Raw genomic sequence first — 21,699 nt, 5'->3', positions numbered from 1 at the left:
CATTGATTTTTATAAATACAAAAACAACGTCGAAATCAGGAGACAACAATGGCGAAAACGATCAGTAAGGCGAGCCAGTCTCAGGGGATGCTTATGTTTAAGCTATCTTTGACTCAGAGTTTTGCTATCGGCACGTTGAAAGTAAGAGAGATCGTTCCCTTTCAGCCAATGACTCAACTGCCCTACTCTCACCACCATGTTATCGGCACTGTCACCATACGTGACCTTACCGTTCCTGTGATTGATATGTCGGCAGCGGTCGGCTTTCGACCGATTTCACCACAAGAGTATCAAAGCTGTGTTTTGATCGTCACTGACTGCTTAAGAACCGTCGTTGCATTCTTAGTCCGCTCTATCGACAAGATCATCGAATGTGATTGGCGAAGTATTGAATCACCGCCACCGAGCGTCGGCCGAAACGTTTTTGTCACTGGTATTACGCGCTATGAAGATCGCATCGTACAAATGCTGGATGTTGAACTGCTACTGTCAAAAATCTACCCTGAATATGAGAATGCTCAGATCCCAATGTTGACTGACATCGAACGTGAACGACTGAAGGCCCTCAACATTCTTTTGGTCGATGACTCACTCATCGCCAGAAAGCAGCTCTCGGACGCGCTTGATAGTATCAATATTCCTTATAGCATCTGTAATAACGGTATGGACGCGTTGAAAATGATGCGTGATCAAGCACAACGCGGGCAAGCGATAGACCTTCTTGTGAGTGATATCGAGATGCCGGGACTTGATGGCTATGAACTGGCGTTTGAAGTACAAAATGATGATTCACTACGCCACGCTTACTGTATTTTGCATACTTCGCTGTCGAGTGAGATCTGTGTTGATAGAGCACGCCAAGTCGGTGCGCATGAGGCGCTAGAAAAGTTCAATGCAGGTGAATTGATAGAAGCGATGCTAAAAGGCGCAAAATCACTAGAAAGCACGCCTAAAAAGCAACAAGTTACGATTTAACGGTGAGAAAACCTCGCCGCACTCTTGAGCTTTACTTCTTTGGCATCGGGTAGCTTTTGCTCACAAACTCCACCTCTTCAACACCTTCGATAAAGTTTGTTAGTGACGCCAACGCATACAGAGTGTTGGCAACTAAGTTGGCATATTTGAATAAGATATCCGCCGGTGACTTTTTACCGCTGTGTTCGACTGCCACCAGCGCTCTCACCACTTTCTTTGCTTGGCAACGCGCCAAATGCAGTTCGCTCGCAACTCGGCACCCTCCTGGCAATACAAATCCAGAGAATCCGCCCTCTAAGCGTTCGCGTATCGCATGATAGTCAGCCTTGAGCTCACTCAGCTCTCGTTCAGTGATCGCCAGCTTCCCTCGAACCGAACCATTCAAATGATAAACATTTGGCTGCAAGCGAGTTACAACGTCTCGAACTTGCGGCTCGAGATCCATGGTGAGAATTAAGCCAATACGACAGCACAGCTCGTCGGAGAGGATCTCAAAATCACACGCAGGACTTTCTTCGTAAATAAACGGATAACAGAATTCATCCCAATCTCGGCTTACTGGTTTCACTTAATGCTCCTAATAGGTATCTCGTGCACACTATTAGATATTACCTTGGTAAAAGCAAACATAAACACAACCTTGGGCGCATAAAAAAGGCCCTCACAAGACGCGAGAGCCATTCATCAATCAACTGGACTAGGTTATTCGTTCGATACTTTTTTGTGACCTTCTTGTAGGTGAACGAAGTCCACCAGATCATCGCCTGATACTTGGTATGCTTGGCCAAAGCCTTTAACGAACAAGCCGCTTTCTGCTTTGAGGTTAAACAGTGAAAAGTCTTGAAGCTGGCTTAAACCATCAATGATCTCGCCAAAGCGCTCCTTCATTTGCCCGATAACTTGCGTCCAAAGCTCACTCTCACGCTCAACAACGGATGCCGTTGCATCAAACGTCAAACGCTTACGAGCATAAAGCTGTTTTGAACTCTCTTCGTCTTCAATCATCATCAATGAGACGTTCGGGTTCGCTTTCAGGTTGCGAGCGTGACGTGCGATATCAGAAATTAAAACAAAATAGCCCTCTTGGTTTTGAACAAACGGCGCGTAGCTCACGTTTGGACGACCTTCTTCATCAACAGTAGCCAGTTGCAGCGTACGACGCTCTTGACGGAACTCTTTGATTTCAGGACCTAAACGACCTTGAAGACGTTCTTGTTTTACTTGCTGTTCCATGGTGATTCCTTTATTTACTTTCTCTAAATTATTATATTTTTGGCCAAGGAGAAACACTGTTGTTTCCCCTTGGTTCGCTCTAATAGTTACTCATCTCAAGTCGCGAAACTTGGGGTTAGCCTTGCGTTTTTAACACGTTGAAGCGTTCTACTTGATCAGCAATAATCTCACGTTTTTCGTCACGACCTAGGTAGATCTTAAAGATGTTTTCGCCAGTTTCACTGAAGAAACCAAAGTAGTGACTCTCACGCCCCATGAATGGTTTACTCACCAACGCCACATGTTTCACGTTGTCTAATTTAAGGTGACCGTGTAGCTCACCCTCTTTGCCCATCAGGTTGTAGTAACCACGAGCCACTTTACCTTTAGGGAAAGGCGCCTTAACTTCAAAGATTGAACCAAACGAATGAACGATCGTCGTTACTGGGCCCCAGCCAACCAAGCCCTCAAGGATCTCTTGAGCGCGAGAACCATCTAGCATTACAGACATGTCGCCTGGGAATGCAGCCACAACTTCCGCTTCGGTCACATTTAACTTTTCTGCAATCGCTGTAGGTAGTAGCTTAGGCTCTTCTTCAAGAATACGAGCCACGCTTTGCTCTAGTGTTTCGATCATATCTACCGTTGTATCTATCATTGAATTCATTTCCATTATTAATTATGCGTGTTTCTTTACAGCATGTGGGTGATGAGCAGGACGAGAAGGTCTTGCTTGTGGATTCGCTTCAAAGTACTCCGCATTCAAAATTTGAATAACGCTTTGCGCTAATGTCACAGCCCAGAAGCTGCCCGCATTGGTTAAAGTTAAGTAGTCTTCAGATAATTCGACCAGTTCGTTACTTTGCCAATGCGAAAATAGAGGTTTTAAATAGTCAAACGTGTCTTGTCCCATGAAAGTAGGCAATAAGCTTCTGCGTACCACTCCAGAATCAAAACCCGCTTTAAGTGAAGAGAAGATAGGTTCAAGTTCGCTTTGCTTTGTCATCATGGCGATTGGAAGCTCGCCACGTTTAACCGAATCCATGTAAGTCTCTAGCGTTCGGTGCTGCATGATGCCGTGACCACCTACGTTACCACCGGCACCACAACCGATAGGCAGTACTTCGGCATATGTCTTAGCTAAACTGTTGTAGATGCTGCGTTCACGATTATCGCGGGCCCAATGGTTGACACTCAGTTTCTTCACCTTGTGCTTTTCCATGAACTCCACGCCAGCCAAATACATACTTGCTTTATCAGGGGTTGTCGCAGGAGGTGGAATTTTGCCTTTATCAACCAAGTTCAGCATTGGCGCATCACCACCTACAATCAGTTGGTATAAGTCGATACCGTGAGCGCCCGTCGACATGTAATCGTGTAAGTCTTGCTCGAAGACATCCATGGTTTGGTGTGGCAATCCGTAAAGCAGGTCAAGTACGATTGGTGCTTGCTCAGTTTTACTCAACGAGCTGATTCTCTCTAGAACCACTTCGCGGTCGTCTAACCTTTTTGCGCTGCGACGTACCTTGGTATTGAAGCTTTGAATACCAAAAGAGAATCGGTTGAAGCCACCTTCTAGTGCACGATCAAACATCTCATTACTAAAACGGTTAATTCGCCCCTCTAGGGTCATTTCAACATCGTTTGCTAATGGGAAGTGTTCACGAATTGCCTTACCGAGTTGTTCTACTTGCAGTGCTGACAAATCGGTCGGTGTACCACCACCAATGTAAACCGCATGAAAAAGCCCAGACTGTGCCCAAGGCGTTTTTGCTTTTTGTTTTAATTCACAAAGCAGTGCTTCGAAATAATCATCAACAAGCTTGCGACTGGCTGCGTTTTGGAAGAAATTACAAAAAGTACAACGCACTCTGCAAAAAGGAATGTGAATATACAGACAACGTTTATCCTGCTTTTTTCCTTCCGTCAGCATCAATTCATCGAATAAATTCAACTTCTTATCTTGAGCAATCGGCGTCGAACTTCCGCCAGCATGTGCAGAGTGCTTTTTCGCAAACGCAAAACGCAACGGATCCGGTGTTGAAACACCCAAAACAGATTCGTCAAATTTATAAATATTGAGAGTCATATAAATTACCTAAACGCTTACCGAGCAAAGCTTGGAAGACTATTCGCTAAAAACTGAGAGAATCATAAATAGCCTGAAATGATAATGCAATTGATAATTGATCTTATTTAGATTCTAAGCAATAATCGGTGCCAGATTTTCGTTTAGGTGAAGGGTTAATTGTGAACGTTCCAAGGTATGTCATAGCGGGGGGAGCCTCATTGGTGATTCATGCTGCGTTATTGTTTGTCGCGCAAGAATCAAAGGTATTTGCTATGCCAGCGGGCGCAGAATCGAAAACCGTTGCGCTCAATTTCAAGCCTCAACGTCCACCATCCGTTCAACGTGAAGAAACGGTTACCGAACCCGTTGAATCTGAAGTCACTCCTGAACCTGAAATTACAGAAGCGCCTGTAGAACCGACACCACCTCCAGTAGCAGAACCGAAAAAGGTTAAGCCGAAAAAAGAAGCGATCACTAACAAACCAAAACCTGAGCCCAAAAAAGAGCTCGTCAAAAAAACTGAGCCTAAACCGCCAGTAAAAAAACAGGCAAAGAAAAAGCCCGTACAGAAAAAACCAGTCAAAAAGAAAGTGGTGGAAAAGAAACCTGAGCCTGTTAAACCACAGCCCGATAAGAAGATCGCCGAGAAAAAAGTAGAGCGTAGAGAGCACAATGAAGCTCAGCCTCAAGCGGTCAACCAAGGCCTTACAAATATAGAACCTGTACTAGTGACCAAACCAACCTTCAGTGCGCGTCCGACACCGCCTAAATACCCTAGGCAAGCAAGACGCAGAGGCGTAGAAGGGGTTGCTACTTATGAAATCTGGCTTGATGAAGACGGCAAGCAAGTTAAGCAAGCATTAGTGAATTCTTCAGGTGCCCTACTTCTTGATAAGGCTGCACTTGATGCGATCAAAAAATGGAAATTCTCACCACACACCGTAAATGGTCGAGCAATCGCTCACCGTGTACAAGTACCTGTTCGTTTTAAGTTGGACTAACACATGCAACAAATCAGTTATTTACAAGAGCAACTCGGCCTAATGACGTGGCCTTTGCTTATCTGCTCAGCACTTACTGCCATGATCATCGTTGAGCGTATTTTCCAAGTGATGCTGAGTATCGGTGTTGGACGCCGCGCTATTCGTAAAGAGCTTCACCAGATCTCACCAACAGATACCCGCCAAATTGAAACGCTAGCCGCTGACCTGTCCAACAAGCGACCTCTGCTCTACAAAGGCGTTTCGATGGTACTGGCTCACCACTCTTTTTCAAAGGGACTGCGCGAGGATGCCGCAGGTATTTGGCTTCAAGAAAAACGCCACCAGCTACATGCAGGTTTAAGACTGCTTGGTTTGATTGGCGTGATCAGCCCACTGATCGGCCTACTGGGTACTGTTCTCGGTCTCATCGAGATGTTTAAAGGCGTTGCTGCGACAACGGGCAGTATCACCCCGAATGACCTCGCGGATGGACTTGGCCTTGCGATGCGCACCACCGCAGCTGGTTTGATCATCGCTCTTCCTGCCATTTCCGGTGCACAACTGCTTGGTTTATGGGCCGACAGAGTATTGGCGAAATTGGAGCACACACTGAACTACGTCAACGTGTGGTTAGAAGGCATGTCGATGCAACCAACCACCACTCACATTACGTCATCTCAGCAGACTGCTGCAACGGAAGGTGCGCGCTAGTCATGATCAAAGTCTCTCAGAATCACAATGCATCAAGCTTAGCGCCTGATCTGACACCACTTTTGGACATTATCTTTATCGTGATGGTGTTCTTGCTTCTTACCGCTTCCGTGAAGTTGGAGTCGTTAGACGTTGAGTTACCAAGTAATGACAGCAGCAATGTGTCTGAGGTGCATAAAGACTCGATCAGCGTAAACCTGCTTAACCGCGAACCTTACTGGGCAATCAATGGCAAAGAGTACATTGATTGGGAGAACTTTAAGTTAGCGCTACTTGAAGAAGTCGGTTCTGGTGACAGCAAGAAGCCAATCATCATAGGTGCGGATAAAACCGCAGATGTGCAGAATCTCGTCAAGCTACTCTCCTTCTTGCAAGACAACGGTATCCCAGCTACGCAGCTACTGACCGAAGGCGAATAGATAGGCAGAAAATTCAAAGGCGTAGCTACCAAACTACGCCTTTAACAACACTTTCAAATCATGTCGTCCAATAAGCGGACCGACAAAAACAAACAATAAGAATAGAATTATGAATACATTTAAAGAGCTCAATCATTCAGTTAAAAAGCCGCTCAAGAAGGGGCTACTTTCGATCGCAGCGATGTTAGGTCTCTCTTTCGCGACTCACTCTGCGATTGCAGCCGACGAAGCGCAACAACGTATTATCAGTGCTGGCAGTGCAGTCACTGAGCTTGTATTAGCGCTTGGCGCTGAAGATCAACTGGTCGCGATTGATGTTACTAGTCGTTTCCCTCAATCAGATAAACTGCCGAAAATTGGCTATCACCGTAATCTATCAGCAGAGGGCCTAATTGCCCTGCAACCAACGACTCTGATTGGCTCTGATGAAATGGGTCCAGATACCGCAATTTCACAACTAAAGTCGGCCGGTGTTGATGTGGAAATTGTTAATACAGAAGCAAGCGTCGCTGGCTTAATCAAGCGTATCGACCAAATCGCAAAGATCACTCACACGGAAGAGAACTCTAAAGCGGTCAAAGAGAGCGTGAACAAGCAGATCGCTGCGCTTGAAGCCAACCAAGTTCCTCAAAACGAAGCTAAGAAAGTTCTGTTTTTATTACTTCACGAAGGTCGTCCAGCAAATGTCGCAGGCAGTGAGACCTCACCTAACGCCATTATCGAACTGGCTGGCGGTATTAACCCAGCCGCGGATAGCTTAACTTCATACAAACCACTATCTATGGAGTCTATGGTGGAGATGCAGCCAGATATCATTCTTGTCAGTGGTCGTAGCTACCAAAAGATGGGGGGGGCAGATGCCATTCTCAAATCGCTACCAATGCTCGCCGCAACCCCAGCAGGCATGAACAAACAAATCATTACCGTCAACGGCAGCGCATTGGTAGGCGGCCTTGGTCTTGCGAGCCTTGCCGAAGCAAAACGCTTAAACGCACGTTTTTACCCGAATTAATTTACTGATTGTGCGTTTAGTTTAAGGCTCTCATTATGCTGTTAAGAACCGTCCCTTTAAAAACCTCAATGACAGGCTTTGGTATCGCCTTAGTCTTCATTGCCTTGTTTTCGATTACTGTTGGGCCAATGAACATTAGCTTGAGTGACAGTGCGGCTAGCTTGTTTATCCCAAACAACGAACTTGCTCCTCACATCAACCTCGTGATTCAAGAGATCCGACTGCCTCGAACCATTCTCTGTATGGTGATTGGTGCAATATTGGCGCTATGTGGCGCTGTTATGCAGGGGCTGTTCAGAAACCCATTAGCAGAGCCGGGGATCATTGGTGTTTCTGCAGGTGCTGCATTAGGTGCAGCGCTGGCAATCGTTCTTTTTTCTGAATTGACCCTTAACTACCCAGGTTTCATGAACTTTGCTGCGGTTCCTGTATTTGCTTTCCTTGGCGGCGCGTTAACGACACTTTTAGTTTATAAGCTGGGTACAGGCAAGTTCGGTACTTCCGTGACCATCATGCTATTGGCAGGCGTCGCGATTAGCGCCCTGTCAGGTGCTGGTATTGGCTTTTTAAACTTCATCGCTGATGATCAAATGCTTAGGGATCTTTCTCTATGGTCGATGGGGTCATTGGCAGGAGCTAAATGGTCAGGGATCATTTTGGCCCTTGTTACCTTGGTTGTACTGTTTATCTTATTTTATCGCCAAGCCATGTCGCTAAACGCCCTACTACTAGGAGAATCAGAAGCACAACACTTAGGTATTCCCGTTCAAAAGCTCAAACGCCAGTTGATCTTGCTGACGGCAGCAGGCGTGGGTATTACGGTAAGCCTATCGGGTATGATTGGATTCATTGGCCTAGTAATTCCTCACTTGGGTCGCATGCTCGCAGGTCCAGATCACCGCATCTTACTTCCATTATCAGCAGTATTGGGCGCGCTATTACTGACCGCTGCGGATATGTTTTCACGCGTGGTACTAGCACCTGCCGAACTACCGGTTGGCATTGTCACCGCGATCATCGGCGCACCATTTTTCCTCTATCTACTGTTCCAACAAAAAGGGAGAATTTTGTAATGCACTCCCCAGCCTTAAAAGCCAGCGACATTCATGTAAAGTTTGGCAGTAAAGTTATTCTCGATAATGTCTCTATCGAGATCGAAGCAGGTAAAGTCACCACACTTCTTGGCCCAAATGGTGCTGGAAAAAGCACATTACTCAAGGCGTTATGCCAAGAGATTGAAAGCCAAGGTCACATCAATTACTTTGGTCGAGACAGATCACTATGGTCACCGAGTACGCTGGCCAAGCATTTAGCCATGCTCCCACAGCACAGTACGCTCACGTTCCCATTCCTCGCGAACGAAGTAGTTGAGCTTGGTGGCATTCCACTACAAGAACCCAACCGAGCACTGACTAGAATCGCGCAAGAGAAAATGGAAACTGCAGATGTCTCTCATCTGGCTCAACGTCTGTACCCATCGCTTTCAGGCGGTGAGAAACAGCGTGTGCATTTAGCTCGCGTGTTAACTCAACTGCACCATTCAGGCGATCAATGTGTATTGATGCTCGATGAGCCAACCTCAGCTCTTGATCTTGCTCATCAACACAACACGTTAAAAATCGCCCGTAAGATGGCTGACGAACAAAACGCAGCGGTGATTGTAGTGCTCCACGACTTAAACCTAGCGGCGCAATATTCGGATCGTTTAGTGGTTCTGAAAGATGGACAGCTCGTCTGTGATGGGACGCCGTGGGAGGCACTAAAGCCTGAGATGATTGAAGACGTCTATGGATATCGAAGTATCGTCGAAAAACACCCAACGATGAGCTTCCCTCAAGTCCATCCTGCTGGCTAAAAAACAAAAAGAGCACCTCATGGTGCTCTTTTTAGTTTCTAAAGGCATAAAACGCCATTCACGGCCATTTAAGCTATTGTCCAAATCAACAATAGGTGTTCTTGCTAAAGATTCACAAAAAATCGAACGATTAGATGTGCCAAATTCATTACCTTTTAACGTGGTTACCTCATTGTCTTTAGGTCAAACATAAGAGCCAAAGGATTGTAGATCATGAAACAGCAGGCACAAAAAAAGCTCCTAATGAGGAGCTTTTCTTTCAATGGATTATTTGCTCATTTGAATCAGAGACTTACCAATTAACCATTCTAGTTCTTTACCACTTGTGTCACCAAACTGAGTTTCAGTCAGTTTGTATAGACGATCAATACCGTTTGCTGCGAACTCGTGTGCGCTTTCTGAAGTAACGATATGGTGGAATAGCAGGCGTAAGATTGCTAGGAACTCAGCATCTTCCAGGGCTTTAATCCAGCTATCAGAAAATGCATCTAGACCATTTTCAAAATCAATGTGTTCCATGAACATTTTGAAGATACGACCATCAAGCGCTGCCGTAAAATCTGTCTTCTTTGGAAAGTGGTGGCTAATACCAGTACGAGAAACACCCGTTTGTTGACTCAACGTCGTGTATGACATTTTGTCGTAACCCAGTCTTAGTAGCTGGTCAACTACGGCATCCATGATTTTCTGGATAGTGATTTCTGTATCTTCTTTACTACGCTTTGGCATATTCAGGCTCTTCTTTTTGTAAATCCATCTAACTCATCAAATGAAGTCAGAATGAAAATCGTTATCAGCATTATGTGAGTAAGGCGATTTTTCGCAAGTATTTACGCCTAAAAGCACGACAATACTCTGTACGACCAATTTTACAGTGTTGCGTCTTTGCGCACTTTGTTTAATTCGTCTTCGGAAATCACCTTACCGTTCTAAAGCAGTGTTTTAAAATAACCGCTTAGAATATGAAATGCGAAACAATAAATTCATTATATAAATACCTATCAAGCGATAGATACTCTTATAAAATCATTCAGGGTGCAACTAACTGAATGATATTCTGACAAATTAATGACACTAATTTTCAGAAAAATATGAGCTTGATCACACCCATATTCACATTTATAAAACGCCATGCTCATTGTTTTCCTCAACAAACAACATAGCATACCAATGCAAGATAGGCCAAAGGATTTAATTTTTGTAGATACAGATCAAATTGCTCGGTAAAATAACCGCAGATTTTGTAAGAGGATTATTTATGAACCAAGATGTTGGCACTAATGATGTATGCGAAGCTTGCGGTTGTGCAGGCGAAATGGGTTTCATCATTAAAGAAGGCGACGATGTAGCGGAAGTTGTAATCTACGGTAACTCGAAAGAAGCAATGGAAGCAGAGCTAGCTAAGTACATTGATTTAGCTAAACAAGTTTCAAGCAGCGTTGAGTTTGAATCAACGGATCTAACAGAAGAAAGCAACGAACTACGTACACGTTTTAAGTTCGAAGTAAGTGCTGAGAAGATTATTTTTGAACTAAAAACTCGTTCAATCGCTCGATAACGCGCCCTACTCAATTGTTAAAGACGAGCCTATTGCTCGTCTTTTTTTTCGAGAGTTTTCCAGGAAAGTGCGCCATTTGACTCAAAATCATTCTGCTCAGCACACTGAATCACAACACCAGATATTTCTAACACAGCCCCTAAGCTGTATGCCTTGTCGTCATAATAACAGACCCTTGGGTGCGTATTCTTTTGTGAAACAATCACGGCTTTTTTCGCTGGTACCGAAATAATATTATCGGCATAAACGTTTGCGTTATTCCCAAATAGACCCGCGATTACTGTCAAAGATATGACTTTAATTGCATTTAATCTTTTCACTTATATTTCGCTCTCTTTTTAATTGGCTAAAATTAACAATTATTGGCAATATTTCTGGGCTCGTATGCAAATTCCGATATAGTAAGCACAACTCTGTTAGAAGATCGCCATTATGCTCAGAATTGTCACATTGCTTGCGTGCTTACTCACCATATCAAATAGTTATTCCCTGCCCCTCGATCACTATCAAATATTGAATCATCTCGACAATTACGGAAATCTCTATCTACGCAATAAGCCGTATACAGAGTTACCAAGTGGGCTGATCGTCAAAGGTAATTTAAATATAGAGAAAACTTCGATAAAACGACTGCCCAAAGGGCTAGAAATCGGTGGTAGCCTACAAGCCGCCAACAGCTCACTCAGTCGTGTACCATCGGGTACTTCCATCAAAGGCTATGCCAACTTACTTGGTAGTCAGATTCAAAACTGGCCGAAAGGAGTCAAGGTGGGTGGGTTTATCAACTTCACCGATACACCCCTAAAGAAGTTGCCAAATGGATTCCGTGTAAAAGGCGACTTGAGCTTAATCCGAACCCCATTGGCCGAATTACCAAATGGTATCGTAGTTGAAGGTAACCTCTATATAGGTGGCTCTGCGATTACGCAGTTTCCCGATGTGATGACAGTGAATGGCAATATCTATCTTGGTGGGAATGTTATTAGCAAGTGGCCAACGACACTAAACTTGGGGGGCGCCGTAGCCCGATAAACAGCTTCCGGCATGGCGGATTGTTATGTAAAGCGATCAAAAAAGGAGCATTACGCTCCTTTTTATATTTCACAAGTTCGTCGTTAAGCTAGTCGTTAAACTAAGAGACTAAATTAACCGACATTCTTTACCGGGTTAGCATAACTATCAATCAGGTACTGATGAGCACCTTGAGGAATGCTTGACAGTTTCTCTTCGAACTCACGTTTTACTGCGTCAGTGATGCTATCGTCTTCTTTGTCTGCTGCAAGCAGATTAACTGGGAACAACTTATAGTTCTCATGGATCTGACGGTCAATCTCTTCAGCCAATGCTTCAGGTGTTTCAAAATCTTGTTCAATCACTGAACCAAAGCCAACATGTACATGGCCTTTATTGCCAACAATACCTTGAATGATGCTTTCGATATCTTCAAATTCACCTTTCTCATATGAACCATTGACGTCTTTTTCAAACAGCTCCAGCGCTTTAGCAGTATCACATGGGTCATTTTCGTAAGAGATCGCAACCGGAACGATTTTCAGCGATTTTACATACTCGGCGAATGCGACTTTCTGTTTACGTCCTTCAACGTGGAACATCTTAAGGATTGCTGGATCAGTGAAGTCGTTGCCATCTTTCGCACGTCCCTCTTTCTGCGCAATCCAGATAGAGTTTCCAGTATCTAGAGAGTGCTTGATATAAGAAGAGAGTTGACCAAGCGCTTTCATCATCTCACGCGGGCCTTTTAGCGAGCGCTTCACAATAAAGCTCTTGTTTAGACGCATAAGCTCAGTCGCACATGGTTTCTTAAGCAGGTTATCACCAATCGCAATGCGGCATGTATTGTGATTTTGCTGATGCAGTGCGTAGTTAACCAAAGCTGGATCCATGGCGATATCGCGGTGGTTAGAGACAAAAAGGTAAGACTGGTTTTGATCTAACGACTCAAGCCCAGTGTAAGTCACACCTTTAGTCGTATTAGCTAACGTATCACGAAGGTATTTTTTTACTTCGATCTGAATCGCTTCTACGCTCTGCAGCTTGCTCCATTTCATTTTCAAATAAACACGCAAGATTGGGCTCATAATGGCTTGGAACCAAGCTGCGTGGTTAGAGAAACGATAGTTTAGGATCGCGCTGATGAATTCTTCATCATTAATTAGGCGATCAAGTGCAGCAGGAATTTCATCGTCGTTATAAGGACGAATATCAATATATGGATCAGTCTGAGAGGTCATTTTTCACTACATCTAATAAAAAGCTGGCTCATTCTACGCATTGTTTTGCTTTCTCGCAGCTACAGAGCCCATACTTTTGACAAGGTCAGACCAGAAACATCGGATTTACCTGCATTATTGTTGGCATACGTTAAAATTAACGGTAATCTTAGCGGCCGCAAAACTAAGGACCTTCTATGAACTTCGCTATCGAATACACATCGGCTTACTACTCCCACCTAGAAATCACTCCTAGAAAAAAAGTGGTAAAACATAGCCTTGTATCCGTTGAAAGCGGATTAGTTTTGATTAAGATTGGTAAACAGGAACACGCAATTGAGCCAGGCCAGAGCCTTTGGATCCCATTTGATTGTTTAACCTCACTGACCTACTTTCCAAACACTCGGATCGCTCGCGTCGACTTTTCAGTACGCCTAACCGATGCTTTCCCTAAGCAAGCGGGCTACGTTAACCAAACGCCATTGTCTCAAGCGCTGCTCGATAAGCTGGCAACGTTGGCTGTTAAAAACAAAGACACCAACAACGCATCCCCTACCTTCAAAGAGCTGCTAGCGGTCGTTAAGCAAGAGGTGTTGACCTTTAAGCCACTGCTGTGTGAAAGCGAATTATCTCAGCGATTCAATAGCTGGAATATTGAAGACTCGCCACTTTCTCAAGAACAGACGCTTGTGATGGTAATGCGTGAAGCGAAAAAGCGCATGCAATCTGGCCAGAAGAAAGAGAAAGTGATCGATGAGTTGTTCTCAGGTCAAACCGAAGAATTTGAGCAGCTATGTATGCTTGTGTTTGGCGATACGCTATAAACTGAAATCATCAGCCAGAACCACAAAAAGCCGCGAACACAATGAGTGTCGCGGCTTTTTTAATTCGGATTGATTTTCTACAGTCTATATCTTGCTTGAGATGCGCTATGTTAGAACGGGAACTCTATCTGCATCATCATGTCGGCTTCTCTAGCATCGTGCCAACGATAATCGAAACGCATACGAGGTTCACCCACTGACTTCTCACCAAAGCCAATACTCAACTGCAAGCCATGGTTTAGGATCCACTCTTCTGTGGTCATGTCGTACTTTTTGTCTTCGAGATCTTCAGGGAACCACATACCCAAACCAACATAATTTGAGCTAATACTTTGGGTGATGATAGGTGAATCTTTAGTTTTCAGTACCCAATCAGACCAGTAGTCATTTGAAGATGCTTCCGTTTCATCGCTGAAACCACTCAGGCTCAGCATTCGTTGACTGAAAGATTCAAGGCTGTCTGAAAAGTTGAGGCATGTTGTCTGCTCATCAGAGTCAAACATGATCGAGTCTAGGCTGAATAGATCACATTCAGCATGCGCGTGCAGGCTGAAGGTAACGACGAAGCTTGTCGTTAAGAGTGCTCTTTTTAGCATAGTGCTCTGACCTCTTAGGATTAAGGGCTACATTGTCTTATACAGCCCACCATCTTGCAAGATGTTTGTAACTGACTTTGTACTCAAATTTGTAAAGTCATCACCATTTATTATCGCATTGCGGATATCGGTGCTACGAACCTTTACTTTTTCTGGGCAAGCCATCACAGACCAACGCTCAGTGATCTCGTCTGACTTATAAAAAGACGAGAACTTAAAGAAGTTATCCGGCCCGATGACAAAAGTTATATCGGCCATTGGATGAGATTCTTGAAGCTTTTCTAATACCGCGTACGTTGTGACGCTCTCACCTGGGGTGTACAAACTTTGCTCTACTAAAGATAGTTCAACTTGCTCAATAGCCAAGTCATTGATAAATGCCTCAACAAGCTGACATCGAATATCATAGTCCAACATGGTTTTCCCCCATGCGTGGGCAATGCTCGGTACCAATAAAATTCGGTCGAAGTGCACCAAAGATTCAATGACACTTTTATGCCCTAAACTTGGTGGGTTAAATGCACTACCAAAAACCGCTATTTTTTCCATCGCTTGTTGCTGCCTTCTTTTATCTCACTGTGTAAAGAGGTTTTTATCTCTATTGATTTCGGTATGATAACACTAGATTTCAATTTGCTTGCAGGAAAGGAATACGAATGGAACAGTTAATTCGTGATGAAATGCGCGTTCTCCCATCAATTGACGCTCAATTTGAAGTAGATCGTCGCGTAGAGTTCATCAAAACCAAACTACAACAATCAGGATGTAAGTCGCTTGTACTGGGTATCAGCGGTGGTGTTGACTCGACAACATGTGGACGTCTCGCTCAGCTAGCAGTAGACAGCCTTAACGAATCAAGCAACAGCAACGAATACCAGTTTATTGCAGTTCGCCTACCTTACGGTGAGCAAAAAGACGAAGATGAAGCGCAGCTAGCTCTCTCTTTCATCCAGCCGTCTCAATCTGTTTCAGTAAACATTAAAGCGGGCGTAGATGGCCTGCATGCCGCGTCTCATGTTGCGCTTGAAGGCACAGGTCTACTCCCAACAGATTCAGCTAAGATTGACTTTGTGAAAGGCAACGTAAAAGCGCGTGCTCGTATGATTGCTCAATACGAAATTGCTGGCTATGTAGGTGGCTTGGTCATCGGTACTGACCACTCAGCAGAAAACATCACAGGTTTCTACACTAAGCATGGTGACGGCGCATGTGACCTTGCACCACTATTTGGCCTAAGCAAACGCCAAGTTCGTGAACTAGCAGCGACACTAGGCGCACCAGAGCTTCTGGTTAAGAAGGTACCTACAGCTGACCTAGAAGAACTCGACCCACAAAAAGCGGACGAAGATGCACTTAACCTAACTTACGACCAGATTGATGACTTCCTTGAAGGCAAAGAAGTGTCTAAAGAGGTTTCTGATCGTCTAGTAAGCATCTACCAAGCGACCCAGCACAAACGTCAACCGATCCCAACGATCTACGACTAAACTCTGGCTACTGGCGTAATAAATCACGCACCTATAAAACACGAGATTAGCTAAGCAAAAGGCCGACGGTGAGTTCACCGTCGGCCTTTTCATTTCGTTTTTTAGCTATTTCGTTTTGTTACTAACGTCTATTGGCCTTTCTCGGCTAAGCCATCAACTTAATCGACAACTTCAATATCAGTTTGTGGTACACAGCAACACGCCAATACTTGCCCCATGTTACGCTCATGATCTTGCAGGGCTGGAACATCAGGTTGATGCACTTGTCCCGACTCTAGAGTCACCTTACATGCCCCGCAGAATCCAGCTCGACAGCTTGACGCAATTGAAACACCCGCGGCTTCTGCTTGGTCAAGCAGAGTACCTTGGTTGTTGCCTTCAAACAGGTAACCATTCACACTCAACTGTAGGGTTTTCACCACTTCTTCAGTCGCTTGGTTAACACCAAATGCTTCTTGATGGTAATGCTGTGGGTTCAAGCCCATTTGAATCAGCATCTTTTTGGCATTGTCCATGAAACCATCTGGGCCACACACAAATGCTTGGCGTCGATGAAGATCGTCGATTTTCGCGATGTGAGAAACACTCAAGCGCCCAGACAATCCTTGCCAATCTTTGGCAGGCTGACTTAGTGAGTAAATCACTTTCAGGCCTGGATGCTTATCGGCAATCTCTTGAATCTCTTGTTGATAAGGAATGTCCAACTCACTGCTGCATTGATGATAGAACACCACATCTTCCACTTGGTTGTGGTCAGAAAGGTAACGCAGCATCGAAAGCATAGGCGTGACACCGCTGCCCGCAGAAAGCAGCAATAGTGGGTGACTTGGATTCTCTTCTAGGTAGAAAGCACCGTCTGGGTTTTGCGCCACTAGCGTATCACCGACCTGGAAATGATCATTTAACCAGTTTGAGATTCGACCATCATCGACACGTTTCACCGAGATAGCGAGACGACCCGCTCGTGATGGACTAGAAGACAGCGTATAGCGACGCGAAACTTTTTCGCCATCGATAGTCATTTCAATCGGAAGATGCTGACCTGGCTGATAACTAGGTAAGACCTTGTCACCTTTCACAGGCTCTAACCAAAATGTGGTGAAGTCTCGTGCGATCTCTTCACGTTCAACACATGTTAAGTGCAGTGACTCAACCCACGTATCTTCATACTGCTCTTTAGGCTTGGTCTCAAGCACTTCAATCTTATCGCCTGCTTTAATCACACCTTCATTTTTCGCGACAAGATTCTGGCCAAAGAAAACGCCCCCAGTCTCATCAGCTCGGAATTGAGAGAAGGTATTCAGTGGCTCCTTGGAAGGTCGAAACTCACCTTTATCCACATCAACCGTGGTTAAGATGCAGCGCTGGCAAGGCTTCACCGCTTCAAACTCGACTTCACCGATTCGAATTCGTTTCCAACCATCCTCTCCAAAGGCTTCCGTATTCGACACCACTAAGTTAGTGCGAAATTGGTCCATGGTATGTAGCTCTGGGCTACGGCGGTTTAGCTCTTCTAATGATGCTTCGCTAATAATGAGAAGCGGGTAACCATCGGCAAAGCTTACGTTATGACCAAGTTTCTCACGCACACGGTTAGACTGCTCACCTGTAAACAGTAACTCGACACGTTGTCCAAGAACATCACTGAACCAATCATCAGCAGTATCATTGGTGGTGTAAGCCATGAAATTGTCTTTCCAAACCGTTGCCGGTGTCTCCTGCATTTTGAACTCGCTGTATTTCAAACGCAGAGCAGGCCTACCCTCACAAGTGAAAATCAAGCCATCAGGTTGCAAACTAGATGACACTTTCACCATTTGTGGGTACTTACGAGCCGTCACCATTGATCCATCTGCCAGCGCCAACATAAAACGTCGGTCAAAACTCAGACCTTGTTTCTCTACCCATGCACTTGATAGTGAAATCCCACCAACTGATTTAACAGGGTAAACATTCACCTGAGAGAGATAAGGACTTTGCACTTCCGAGGACTTTGACATAACGACTCCAATGTTATTAGATTTTTAACAATGCTAACAAATGCACATAGTTTTAGGAACTGACTCGCACTAAACACTTGATATTCAGCTATTATATTGAGAAGTGAGCTAAATATACTTTTAACCATTGGTCGTGTTATAAAAATAGAGACCTTGCAGCTTCAGAGTAACCTGCAAGGTGAGACCTCTAGAACTTCATTGAATAAAAAGGAATTATCATGAATAAACTACTCGTCATCATCCTATGTGTTCTTCTTCCACCGCTAGGTGTGTTTGTCGCACGCGGCGCAGGCAAAGACCTCTTGATCAACATTGTACTTACGATTTTCTTCTGGGTGCCGGGGATGATCCATGGGTTATGGGTTGCGACTCGATAATCGAACATATTTAATACAATTATTACTTTTAGTCTTAGAGATCGAAGCTTCTACCAATGAAGTAGTAAAAATAGGATGAAATAAAACAGCTTTTCCACTATCATCCTGTCGCCTAAACGTAAGCGATTGCTTTCACAGATTTCGCTTCGTTTAGGCTCCAACTACATAACATTTCAATTGGTGGGAGCTTTCAATGACACAACTTACGATTACTCGTCCTGACGACTGGCACGTTCATCTACGCGATGGCGAAGTTCTGAAAGATACAGTTCGCGATATCAGCCGTTACAATGGTCGAGCTTTAATCATGCCAAACACTGTCCCACCTGTAACTGATACAGAAATGGCGCTGGCTTACCGTGAGCGTATCATGGCAGAAAAGCCAAGTGAGCAATTCGAGCCACTGATGGCACTTTACCTAACCGACAACACCACTCCTGACGAAATTCGCAAAGCGAAAGCATCAGGTGCCGTTGTTGCTGCGAAACTTTACCCAGCTGGCGCAACAACAAACTCTGATTCAGGTGTGACGTCTGCGAAGAATATCTACCACGTACTAGAAACGATGCAAGAAGTCGGCATGTTACTGCTTGTACACGGTGAAGTGACGACTCACGACGTTGATATTTTTGACCGTGAGAAAGAGTTCCTAGACACAGTATTGGCACCTATCGTCAATGACTTCCCGAATCTTAAGATTGTCCTAGAGCACATCACAACGGCTGATGCTGCAACATTCGTGAAGAACGCCAACGAAAACGTTGCTGCAACCATCACAGCACACCACCTACTCTACAACCGCAACCACATGTTGGTTGGTGGCATCAAACCACACTTCTACTGCCTACCTATCCTTAAGCGCAACACCCACCAGCAAGCGCTCATTGAAGCTGCAACAAGCGGTAGCAAGAAGTTCTTCCTAGGTACAGACTCAGCTCCTCACGCAAAAGACGCGAAAGAATCAGCATGTGGCTGTGCAGGTTCATACACAGCACACGCAGCAGTAGAGCTTTATGCAGAAGTATTTGAGCAAGAAGGTAAGCTTGAAAACCTAGAAGCATTTGCAAGCCACAACGGCCCAGACTTCTACGGTGTACCGCGCAACACCGACACCGTGACTTTAACTAAAGAGGAGTGGAACGTAGCAGAAACGATGCCGTTTGGTTCAGACATCGTAGTGCCAATCCGTGGTGGTGAGACGATTGCTTGGACAGTAAAGTAATCACCTCGACGTCTATCCCCACCCAAAGGGACGACTAAACAAGAATCAAAAATGCCGCTAACTTTCTGTCAGCGGCATTTTTATTGAAGCAAGATTAGACTGGTCTAGATACGACTAAGTAACCGACCTACCCATTCAATTTGGCCATATTCAATCAAATCGAATGCAGAAAAAAATATCGCACAAATAACCGCAAGCTTTAAAAGACGAATAAGAATTAGCATCATATTTCCTTTGGGAATCACTCCCTTTCCAAACTCTGCGGGTAGAATAAGCCTTTTATGTCAATTGTTCATCAACATCCTTCTAATTGATTGTTTTACTGCTTATTGCACTTTATCCTCCACACATACTTAGCTCAATTAATAGGACATGGATATGCACACCTCTTCAACTTACCCTATCGGTATTGCTGGACAAAAATGGGGCGAAGCTGAACGTCGACAATGGCGTGAAAGCCAAACAATCAAGCGTGAATACCAACAAGAAGTCGTGCCAAAAATCAAAGCACTGGCTGAGCGTTTCGACTTAGAGCAATACGGCGCACTCAGCTATGACGAAACGCGCTTCCCTCTATTCGCAATCAAGACCAAGGCTTGGGATGAGAACAAACCAACAGTATTAGTGACAGGTGGTGTTCATGGTTACGAAACCAGCGGTGTTCATGGCGCACTGAAGTTCGCAGATACACAAGCAGAACACTACAGCCAATACTTCAACATCGTTATCGCACCTTGTGTGAGCCCTTGGGGTTACGAAGTGATTAACCGTTGGAATCCAAACGCTGTCGATCCAAACCGCTCTTTCTACGACAATACACCTGCAGAAGAGTCAGCGAACTTACGTGCACTCGTTGCTTCTCTTCCTAAAGAAGTCCTAATGCACATAGACCTTCATGAAACAACGGACTCTGATGAAACTGAATTCCGCCCTGCTCTCGCTGCGCGTGACGGTCTTGAGTACATCGAAGGTATGATCCCAGATGGCTTCTACACAGTGGGTGATACAGAAAACCCGCAGCCTGACTTCCAAGCAGCAGTTATCGCATCTGTTGAGAAGGTTACTCATATCGCACCAGCAGATGCGGCAGGCAAGATCATTGGTTCAGAGGTGACTCAACACGGTGTGATTAATTATCCAATGAAGGAGCTTGGCCTGTGTGGTGGCGTAACTAACTGCAAATACGGCACAACAACTGAAGTTTACCCTGACAGCGACAAAGTGACTGACGAAGAGTGTAATGACGCTCAAGTTGCGGCAATCGTGGGTGGCTTAGAGTATGTAATTAAGCATGAGCTAAACGCTTAATTGAGCCCTAGATAGTAAAAGAGCGACTCGCATTAAATGCTGTCGCTCTTTTTTATGTCTACGGTTTAAGATTATCCCGCCTCGTTGAAGTCACCTTACAGTGCAAAACTAAACCCTAGGCTGTAGTCGTCACCACTTTTCGCCGTGTACTCTTTATCTTCGCTACACGCTGTTGGTCGACCTTTCTCATCACCCTGTACCAAGCTAACCCAGTGTCTAATGCCTGATGAGTAGCTCTCTTCCGATTGACCAAATGTGGTGCATGTTTCTAGCTGAATATCTTCGATGTTTACTAGCTCTAGACGACCAGTACCAGCACGAGCGCCTATAGTCACTTCAACGTGTGTGCCGCTTTCATCGCGGAACAGGATTGCTGAAGGCTTAGATTTGTCGCCTGCGTAAGCCACAAAGTGCTTCGCTCTTTTCAAACCCGTGTGTTCGCCATTTTTGAAGTAAACTTGAACGTGACGGTAATCGATCTCGTAGCTCACTGCATCTTCGTGCGAACCGTTTTCTAGAGGGAAAAGCGTATCAAGCAGTTGCTTCGCCATGCGTTGCTTTTCCATCTGTTTATCCGCTTTAACCATTTCGACAGCAAAGACAGCTTCAGCGATAAAGGTAGAATGGTTTCTGTGAAGTTCTGTTTTATCCAATGTAAGCATGTTCATAGTCTTTCCCTCGTACGGCTTTAAATTCCATCTAGATCAAAAAGCTTAATCGACCCGTTTTTAATTGATTATTGCGTTGTGTTTTGCAGTAACTAAAGACTACATCGATTTTAGAAACAATTTCACAACAAAAACTTCACAGTGTTAATTTTACAGATTTTGTCAATTTTACAGCGCAAGATCATCTTGA

Annotated in this window: 25 protein-coding genes; 14 read left to right on the top strand and 11 right to left on the bottom strand. The window is 44.7% G+C overall.

Going from position 1 to position 21,699, the window contains the following annotated elements:
• Nucleotides 1–48: 48 nt before the first annotated feature.
• Nucleotides 49–975 carry a chemotaxis protein gene (locus tag OCV50_RS17750; protein WP_261905127.1) on the top strand — a complete coding sequence of 309 codons (927 nt, stop codon included), beginning with the start codon at nucleotides 49–51 and terminating at the stop codon, nucleotides 973–975.
• Nucleotides 976–1,006: 31 nt separating this feature from the next.
• Here OCV50_RS17750 and OCV50_RS17745 read toward each other — a convergent pair whose 3' ends face one another.
• The 4 genes from OCV50_RS17745 to hutW form a co-directional block, all read right to left on the bottom strand.
• Nucleotides 1,007–1,543, bottom strand: a complete 537-nt coding sequence (locus tag OCV50_RS17745; RefSeq protein WP_261905126.1) for an ATP:cob(I)alamin adenosyltransferase — start codon at nucleotides 1,541–1,543, stop codon at nucleotides 1,007–1,009.
• 134 nt (nucleotides 1,544–1,677) lie between these two features.
• A complete protein-coding gene (gene hutZ / locus OCV50_RS17740) occupies nucleotides 1,678–2,208 on the bottom strand; it encodes a heme utilization protein HutZ (protein ID WP_261905125.1) in 531 nt (176 codons plus the stop codon).
• A gap of 115 nt (nucleotides 2,209–2,323) precedes the next feature.
• Nucleotides 2,324–2,845, bottom strand: coding sequence for a heme utilization cystosolic carrier protein HutX (gene hutX / locus OCV50_RS17735; protein ID WP_261905124.1), 522 nt, complete (start codon nucleotides 2,843–2,845; stop codon nucleotides 2,324–2,326).
• A 21-nt stretch (nucleotides 2,846–2,866) separates the two neighbouring features.
• Nucleotides 2,867–4,276: a heme anaerobic degradation radical SAM methyltransferase ChuW/HutW gene (gene hutW / locus OCV50_RS17730; RefSeq protein ID WP_261905123.1), complete on the bottom strand. Its 1,410-nt coding sequence runs from the start codon at nucleotides 4,274–4,276 to the stop codon at nucleotides 2,867–2,869.
• A gap of 161 nt (nucleotides 4,277–4,437) precedes the next feature.
• On the opposite strand from hutW, the gene OCV50_RS17725 reads away from it, so the two are divergent.
• The 6 genes from OCV50_RS17725 (at nucleotide 4,438) to OCV50_RS17700 (ending at nucleotide 9,238) form a co-directional block, all read left to right on the top strand.
• On the top strand, nucleotides 4,438–5,259 hold the full coding sequence (locus OCV50_RS17725) for an energy transducer TonB (protein WP_261905226.1): 822 nt from the start codon (nucleotides 4,438–4,440) through the stop codon (nucleotides 5,257–5,259).
• A 3-nt stretch (nucleotides 5,260–5,262) separates the two neighbouring features.
• Complete coding sequence (locus OCV50_RS17720) at nucleotides 5,263–5,952, top strand: MotA/TolQ/ExbB proton channel family protein (RefSeq protein WP_261905122.1); 690 nt, start codon at nucleotides 5,263–5,265, stop codon at nucleotides 5,950–5,952.
• A gap of 2 nt (nucleotides 5,953–5,954) precedes the next feature.
• Entirely contained in the window at nucleotides 5,955–6,371 is a 417-nt protein-coding gene (locus OCV50_RS17715; RefSeq protein ID WP_239839667.1) for an ExbD/TolR family protein, read from the top strand.
• A 109-nt stretch (nucleotides 6,372–6,480) separates the two neighbouring features.
• Nucleotides 6,481–7,383 carry a heme/hemin ABC transporter substrate-binding protein gene (locus OCV50_RS17710; RefSeq protein ID WP_390905167.1) on the top strand — a complete coding sequence of 301 codons (903 nt, stop codon included), beginning with the start codon at nucleotides 6,481–6,483 and terminating at the stop codon, nucleotides 7,381–7,383.
• Nucleotides 7,384–7,418: 35 nt separating this feature from the next.
• The gene (locus tag OCV50_RS17705; RefSeq protein WP_261905121.1) at nucleotides 7,419–8,456 is read left to right on the top strand and encodes a FecCD family ABC transporter permease; all 1,038 of its coding nucleotides are present in this window, start codon (nucleotides 7,419–7,421) and stop codon (nucleotides 8,454–8,456) included.
• Nucleotides 8,456–9,238, top strand: a complete 783-nt coding sequence (locus OCV50_RS17700) for a heme ABC transporter ATP-binding protein (RefSeq protein WP_261905120.1) — start codon at nucleotides 8,456–8,458, stop codon at nucleotides 9,236–9,238. Before OCV50_RS17705 ends, OCV50_RS17700 begins: the two co-directional genes overlap by 1 nt.
• A gap of 267 nt (nucleotides 9,239–9,505) precedes the next feature.
• Here the strand turns inward: OCV50_RS17700 and OCV50_RS17695 are convergent, their stop codons facing one another.
• Nucleotides 9,506–9,967 (bottom strand): TetR/AcrR family transcriptional regulator, encoded by a 462-nt coding sequence (locus tag OCV50_RS17695; RefSeq protein WP_032550453.1) that lies wholly within the window; start codon nucleotides 9,965–9,967, stop codon nucleotides 9,506–9,508.
• 529 nt (nucleotides 9,968–10,496) lie between these two features.
• Here OCV50_RS17695 and OCV50_RS17690 point away from each other — a divergent pair.
• Nucleotides 10,497–10,796, top strand: coding sequence for a YfcZ/YiiS family protein (locus OCV50_RS17690; RefSeq protein ID WP_239839663.1), 300 nt, complete (start codon nucleotides 10,497–10,499; stop codon nucleotides 10,794–10,796).
• 29 nt (nucleotides 10,797–10,825) lie between these two features.
• Here the strand turns inward: OCV50_RS17690 and OCV50_RS17685 are convergent, their stop codons facing one another.
• On the bottom strand, nucleotides 10,826–11,098 hold the full coding sequence (locus OCV50_RS17685; RefSeq protein WP_390905171.1) for a DUF1496 domain-containing protein: 273 nt from the start codon (nucleotides 11,096–11,098) through the stop codon (nucleotides 10,826–10,828).
• A 130-nt stretch (nucleotides 11,099–11,228) separates the two neighbouring features.
• Here OCV50_RS17685 and OCV50_RS17680 point away from each other — a divergent pair, with 130 nt between their 5' ends.
• A complete protein-coding gene (locus OCV50_RS17680; RefSeq protein WP_261905119.1) occupies nucleotides 11,229–11,828 on the top strand; it encodes a hypothetical protein in 600 nt (199 codons plus the stop codon).
• A gap of 113 nt (nucleotides 11,829–11,941) precedes the next feature.
• Here the strand turns inward: OCV50_RS17680 and OCV50_RS17675 are convergent, their stop codons facing one another.
• Nucleotides 11,942–13,048, bottom strand: coding sequence for a 1-acyl-sn-glycerol-3-phosphate acyltransferase (locus OCV50_RS17675; protein WP_261905118.1), 1,107 nt, complete (start codon nucleotides 13,046–13,048; stop codon nucleotides 11,942–11,944).
• A gap of 176 nt (nucleotides 13,049–13,224) precedes the next feature.
• Between OCV50_RS17675 and OCV50_RS17670 the strand changes: the two genes are divergently transcribed.
• The gene (locus OCV50_RS17670) at nucleotides 13,225–13,851 is read left to right on the top strand and encodes an AraC family transcriptional regulator (protein WP_261905117.1); all 627 of its coding nucleotides are present in this window, start codon (nucleotides 13,225–13,227) and stop codon (nucleotides 13,849–13,851) included.
• A gap of 110 nt (nucleotides 13,852–13,961) precedes the next feature.
• Here the strand turns inward: OCV50_RS17670 and OCV50_RS17665 are convergent, their stop codons facing one another.
• Both OCV50_RS17665 and OCV50_RS17660 read right to left on the bottom strand, forming a co-directional pair.
• Entirely contained in the window at nucleotides 13,962–14,447 is a 486-nt protein-coding gene (locus OCV50_RS17665; protein WP_261905116.1) for a hypothetical protein, read from the bottom strand.
• A gap of 27 nt (nucleotides 14,448–14,474) precedes the next feature.
• A complete protein-coding gene (locus OCV50_RS17660; RefSeq protein WP_261905115.1) occupies nucleotides 14,475–14,996 on the bottom strand; it encodes a nicotinate-nicotinamide nucleotide adenylyltransferase in 522 nt (173 codons plus the stop codon).
• A gap of 107 nt (nucleotides 14,997–15,103) precedes the next feature.
• Here OCV50_RS17660 and nadE point away from each other — a divergent pair, with 107 nt between their 5' ends.
• Nucleotides 15,104–15,934: an ammonia-dependent NAD(+) synthetase gene (nadE, locus tag OCV50_RS17655; protein ID WP_261905114.1), complete on the top strand. Its 831-nt coding sequence runs from the start codon at nucleotides 15,104–15,106 to the stop codon at nucleotides 15,932–15,934.
• A gap of 158 nt (nucleotides 15,935–16,092) precedes the next feature.
• Here nadE and OCV50_RS17650 read toward each other — a convergent pair whose 3' ends face one another.
• Complete coding sequence (locus tag OCV50_RS17650; RefSeq protein WP_261905113.1) at nucleotides 16,093–17,934, bottom strand: hybrid-cluster NAD(P)-dependent oxidoreductase; 1,842 nt, start codon at nucleotides 17,932–17,934, stop codon at nucleotides 16,093–16,095.
• Nucleotides 17,935–18,152: 218 nt separating this feature from the next.
• On the opposite strand from OCV50_RS17650, the gene OCV50_RS17645 reads away from it, so the two are divergent.
• From OCV50_RS17645 to OCV50_RS17635, 3 genes are all read left to right on the top strand, one after another.
• Nucleotides 18,153–18,311 carry a YqaE/Pmp3 family membrane protein gene (locus OCV50_RS17645; RefSeq protein WP_032550463.1) on the top strand — a complete coding sequence of 53 codons (159 nt, stop codon included), beginning with the start codon at nucleotides 18,153–18,155 and terminating at the stop codon, nucleotides 18,309–18,311.
• 193 nt (nucleotides 18,312–18,504) lie between these two features.
• Nucleotides 18,505–19,533 (top strand): dihydroorotase, encoded by a 1,029-nt coding sequence (pyrC, locus tag OCV50_RS17640; RefSeq protein ID WP_261905112.1) that lies wholly within the window; start codon nucleotides 18,505–18,507, stop codon nucleotides 19,531–19,533.
• A 378-nt stretch (nucleotides 19,534–19,911) separates the two neighbouring features.
• The gene (locus OCV50_RS17635; RefSeq protein WP_261905111.1) at nucleotides 19,912–20,841 is read left to right on the top strand and encodes a M14 family metallopeptidase; all 930 of its coding nucleotides are present in this window, start codon (nucleotides 19,912–19,914) and stop codon (nucleotides 20,839–20,841) included.
• A 95-nt stretch (nucleotides 20,842–20,936) separates the two neighbouring features.
• Here OCV50_RS17635 and OCV50_RS17630 read toward each other — a convergent pair whose 3' ends face one another.
• A complete protein-coding gene (locus OCV50_RS17630; RefSeq protein ID WP_261905110.1) occupies nucleotides 20,937–21,509 on the bottom strand; it encodes an aldolase/citrate lyase/malate synthase family protein in 573 nt (190 codons plus the stop codon).
• Nucleotides 21,510–21,699 lie beyond the last annotated feature (190 nt).

Source organism: Vibrio fortis (genome assembly GCF_024347475.1).
GTDB classification, from domain to species: domain Bacteria; phylum Pseudomonadota; class Gammaproteobacteria; order Enterobacterales; family Vibrionaceae; genus Vibrio; species Vibrio fortis.
This window is presented reverse-complemented; position numbering and strand designations above follow the sequence as displayed.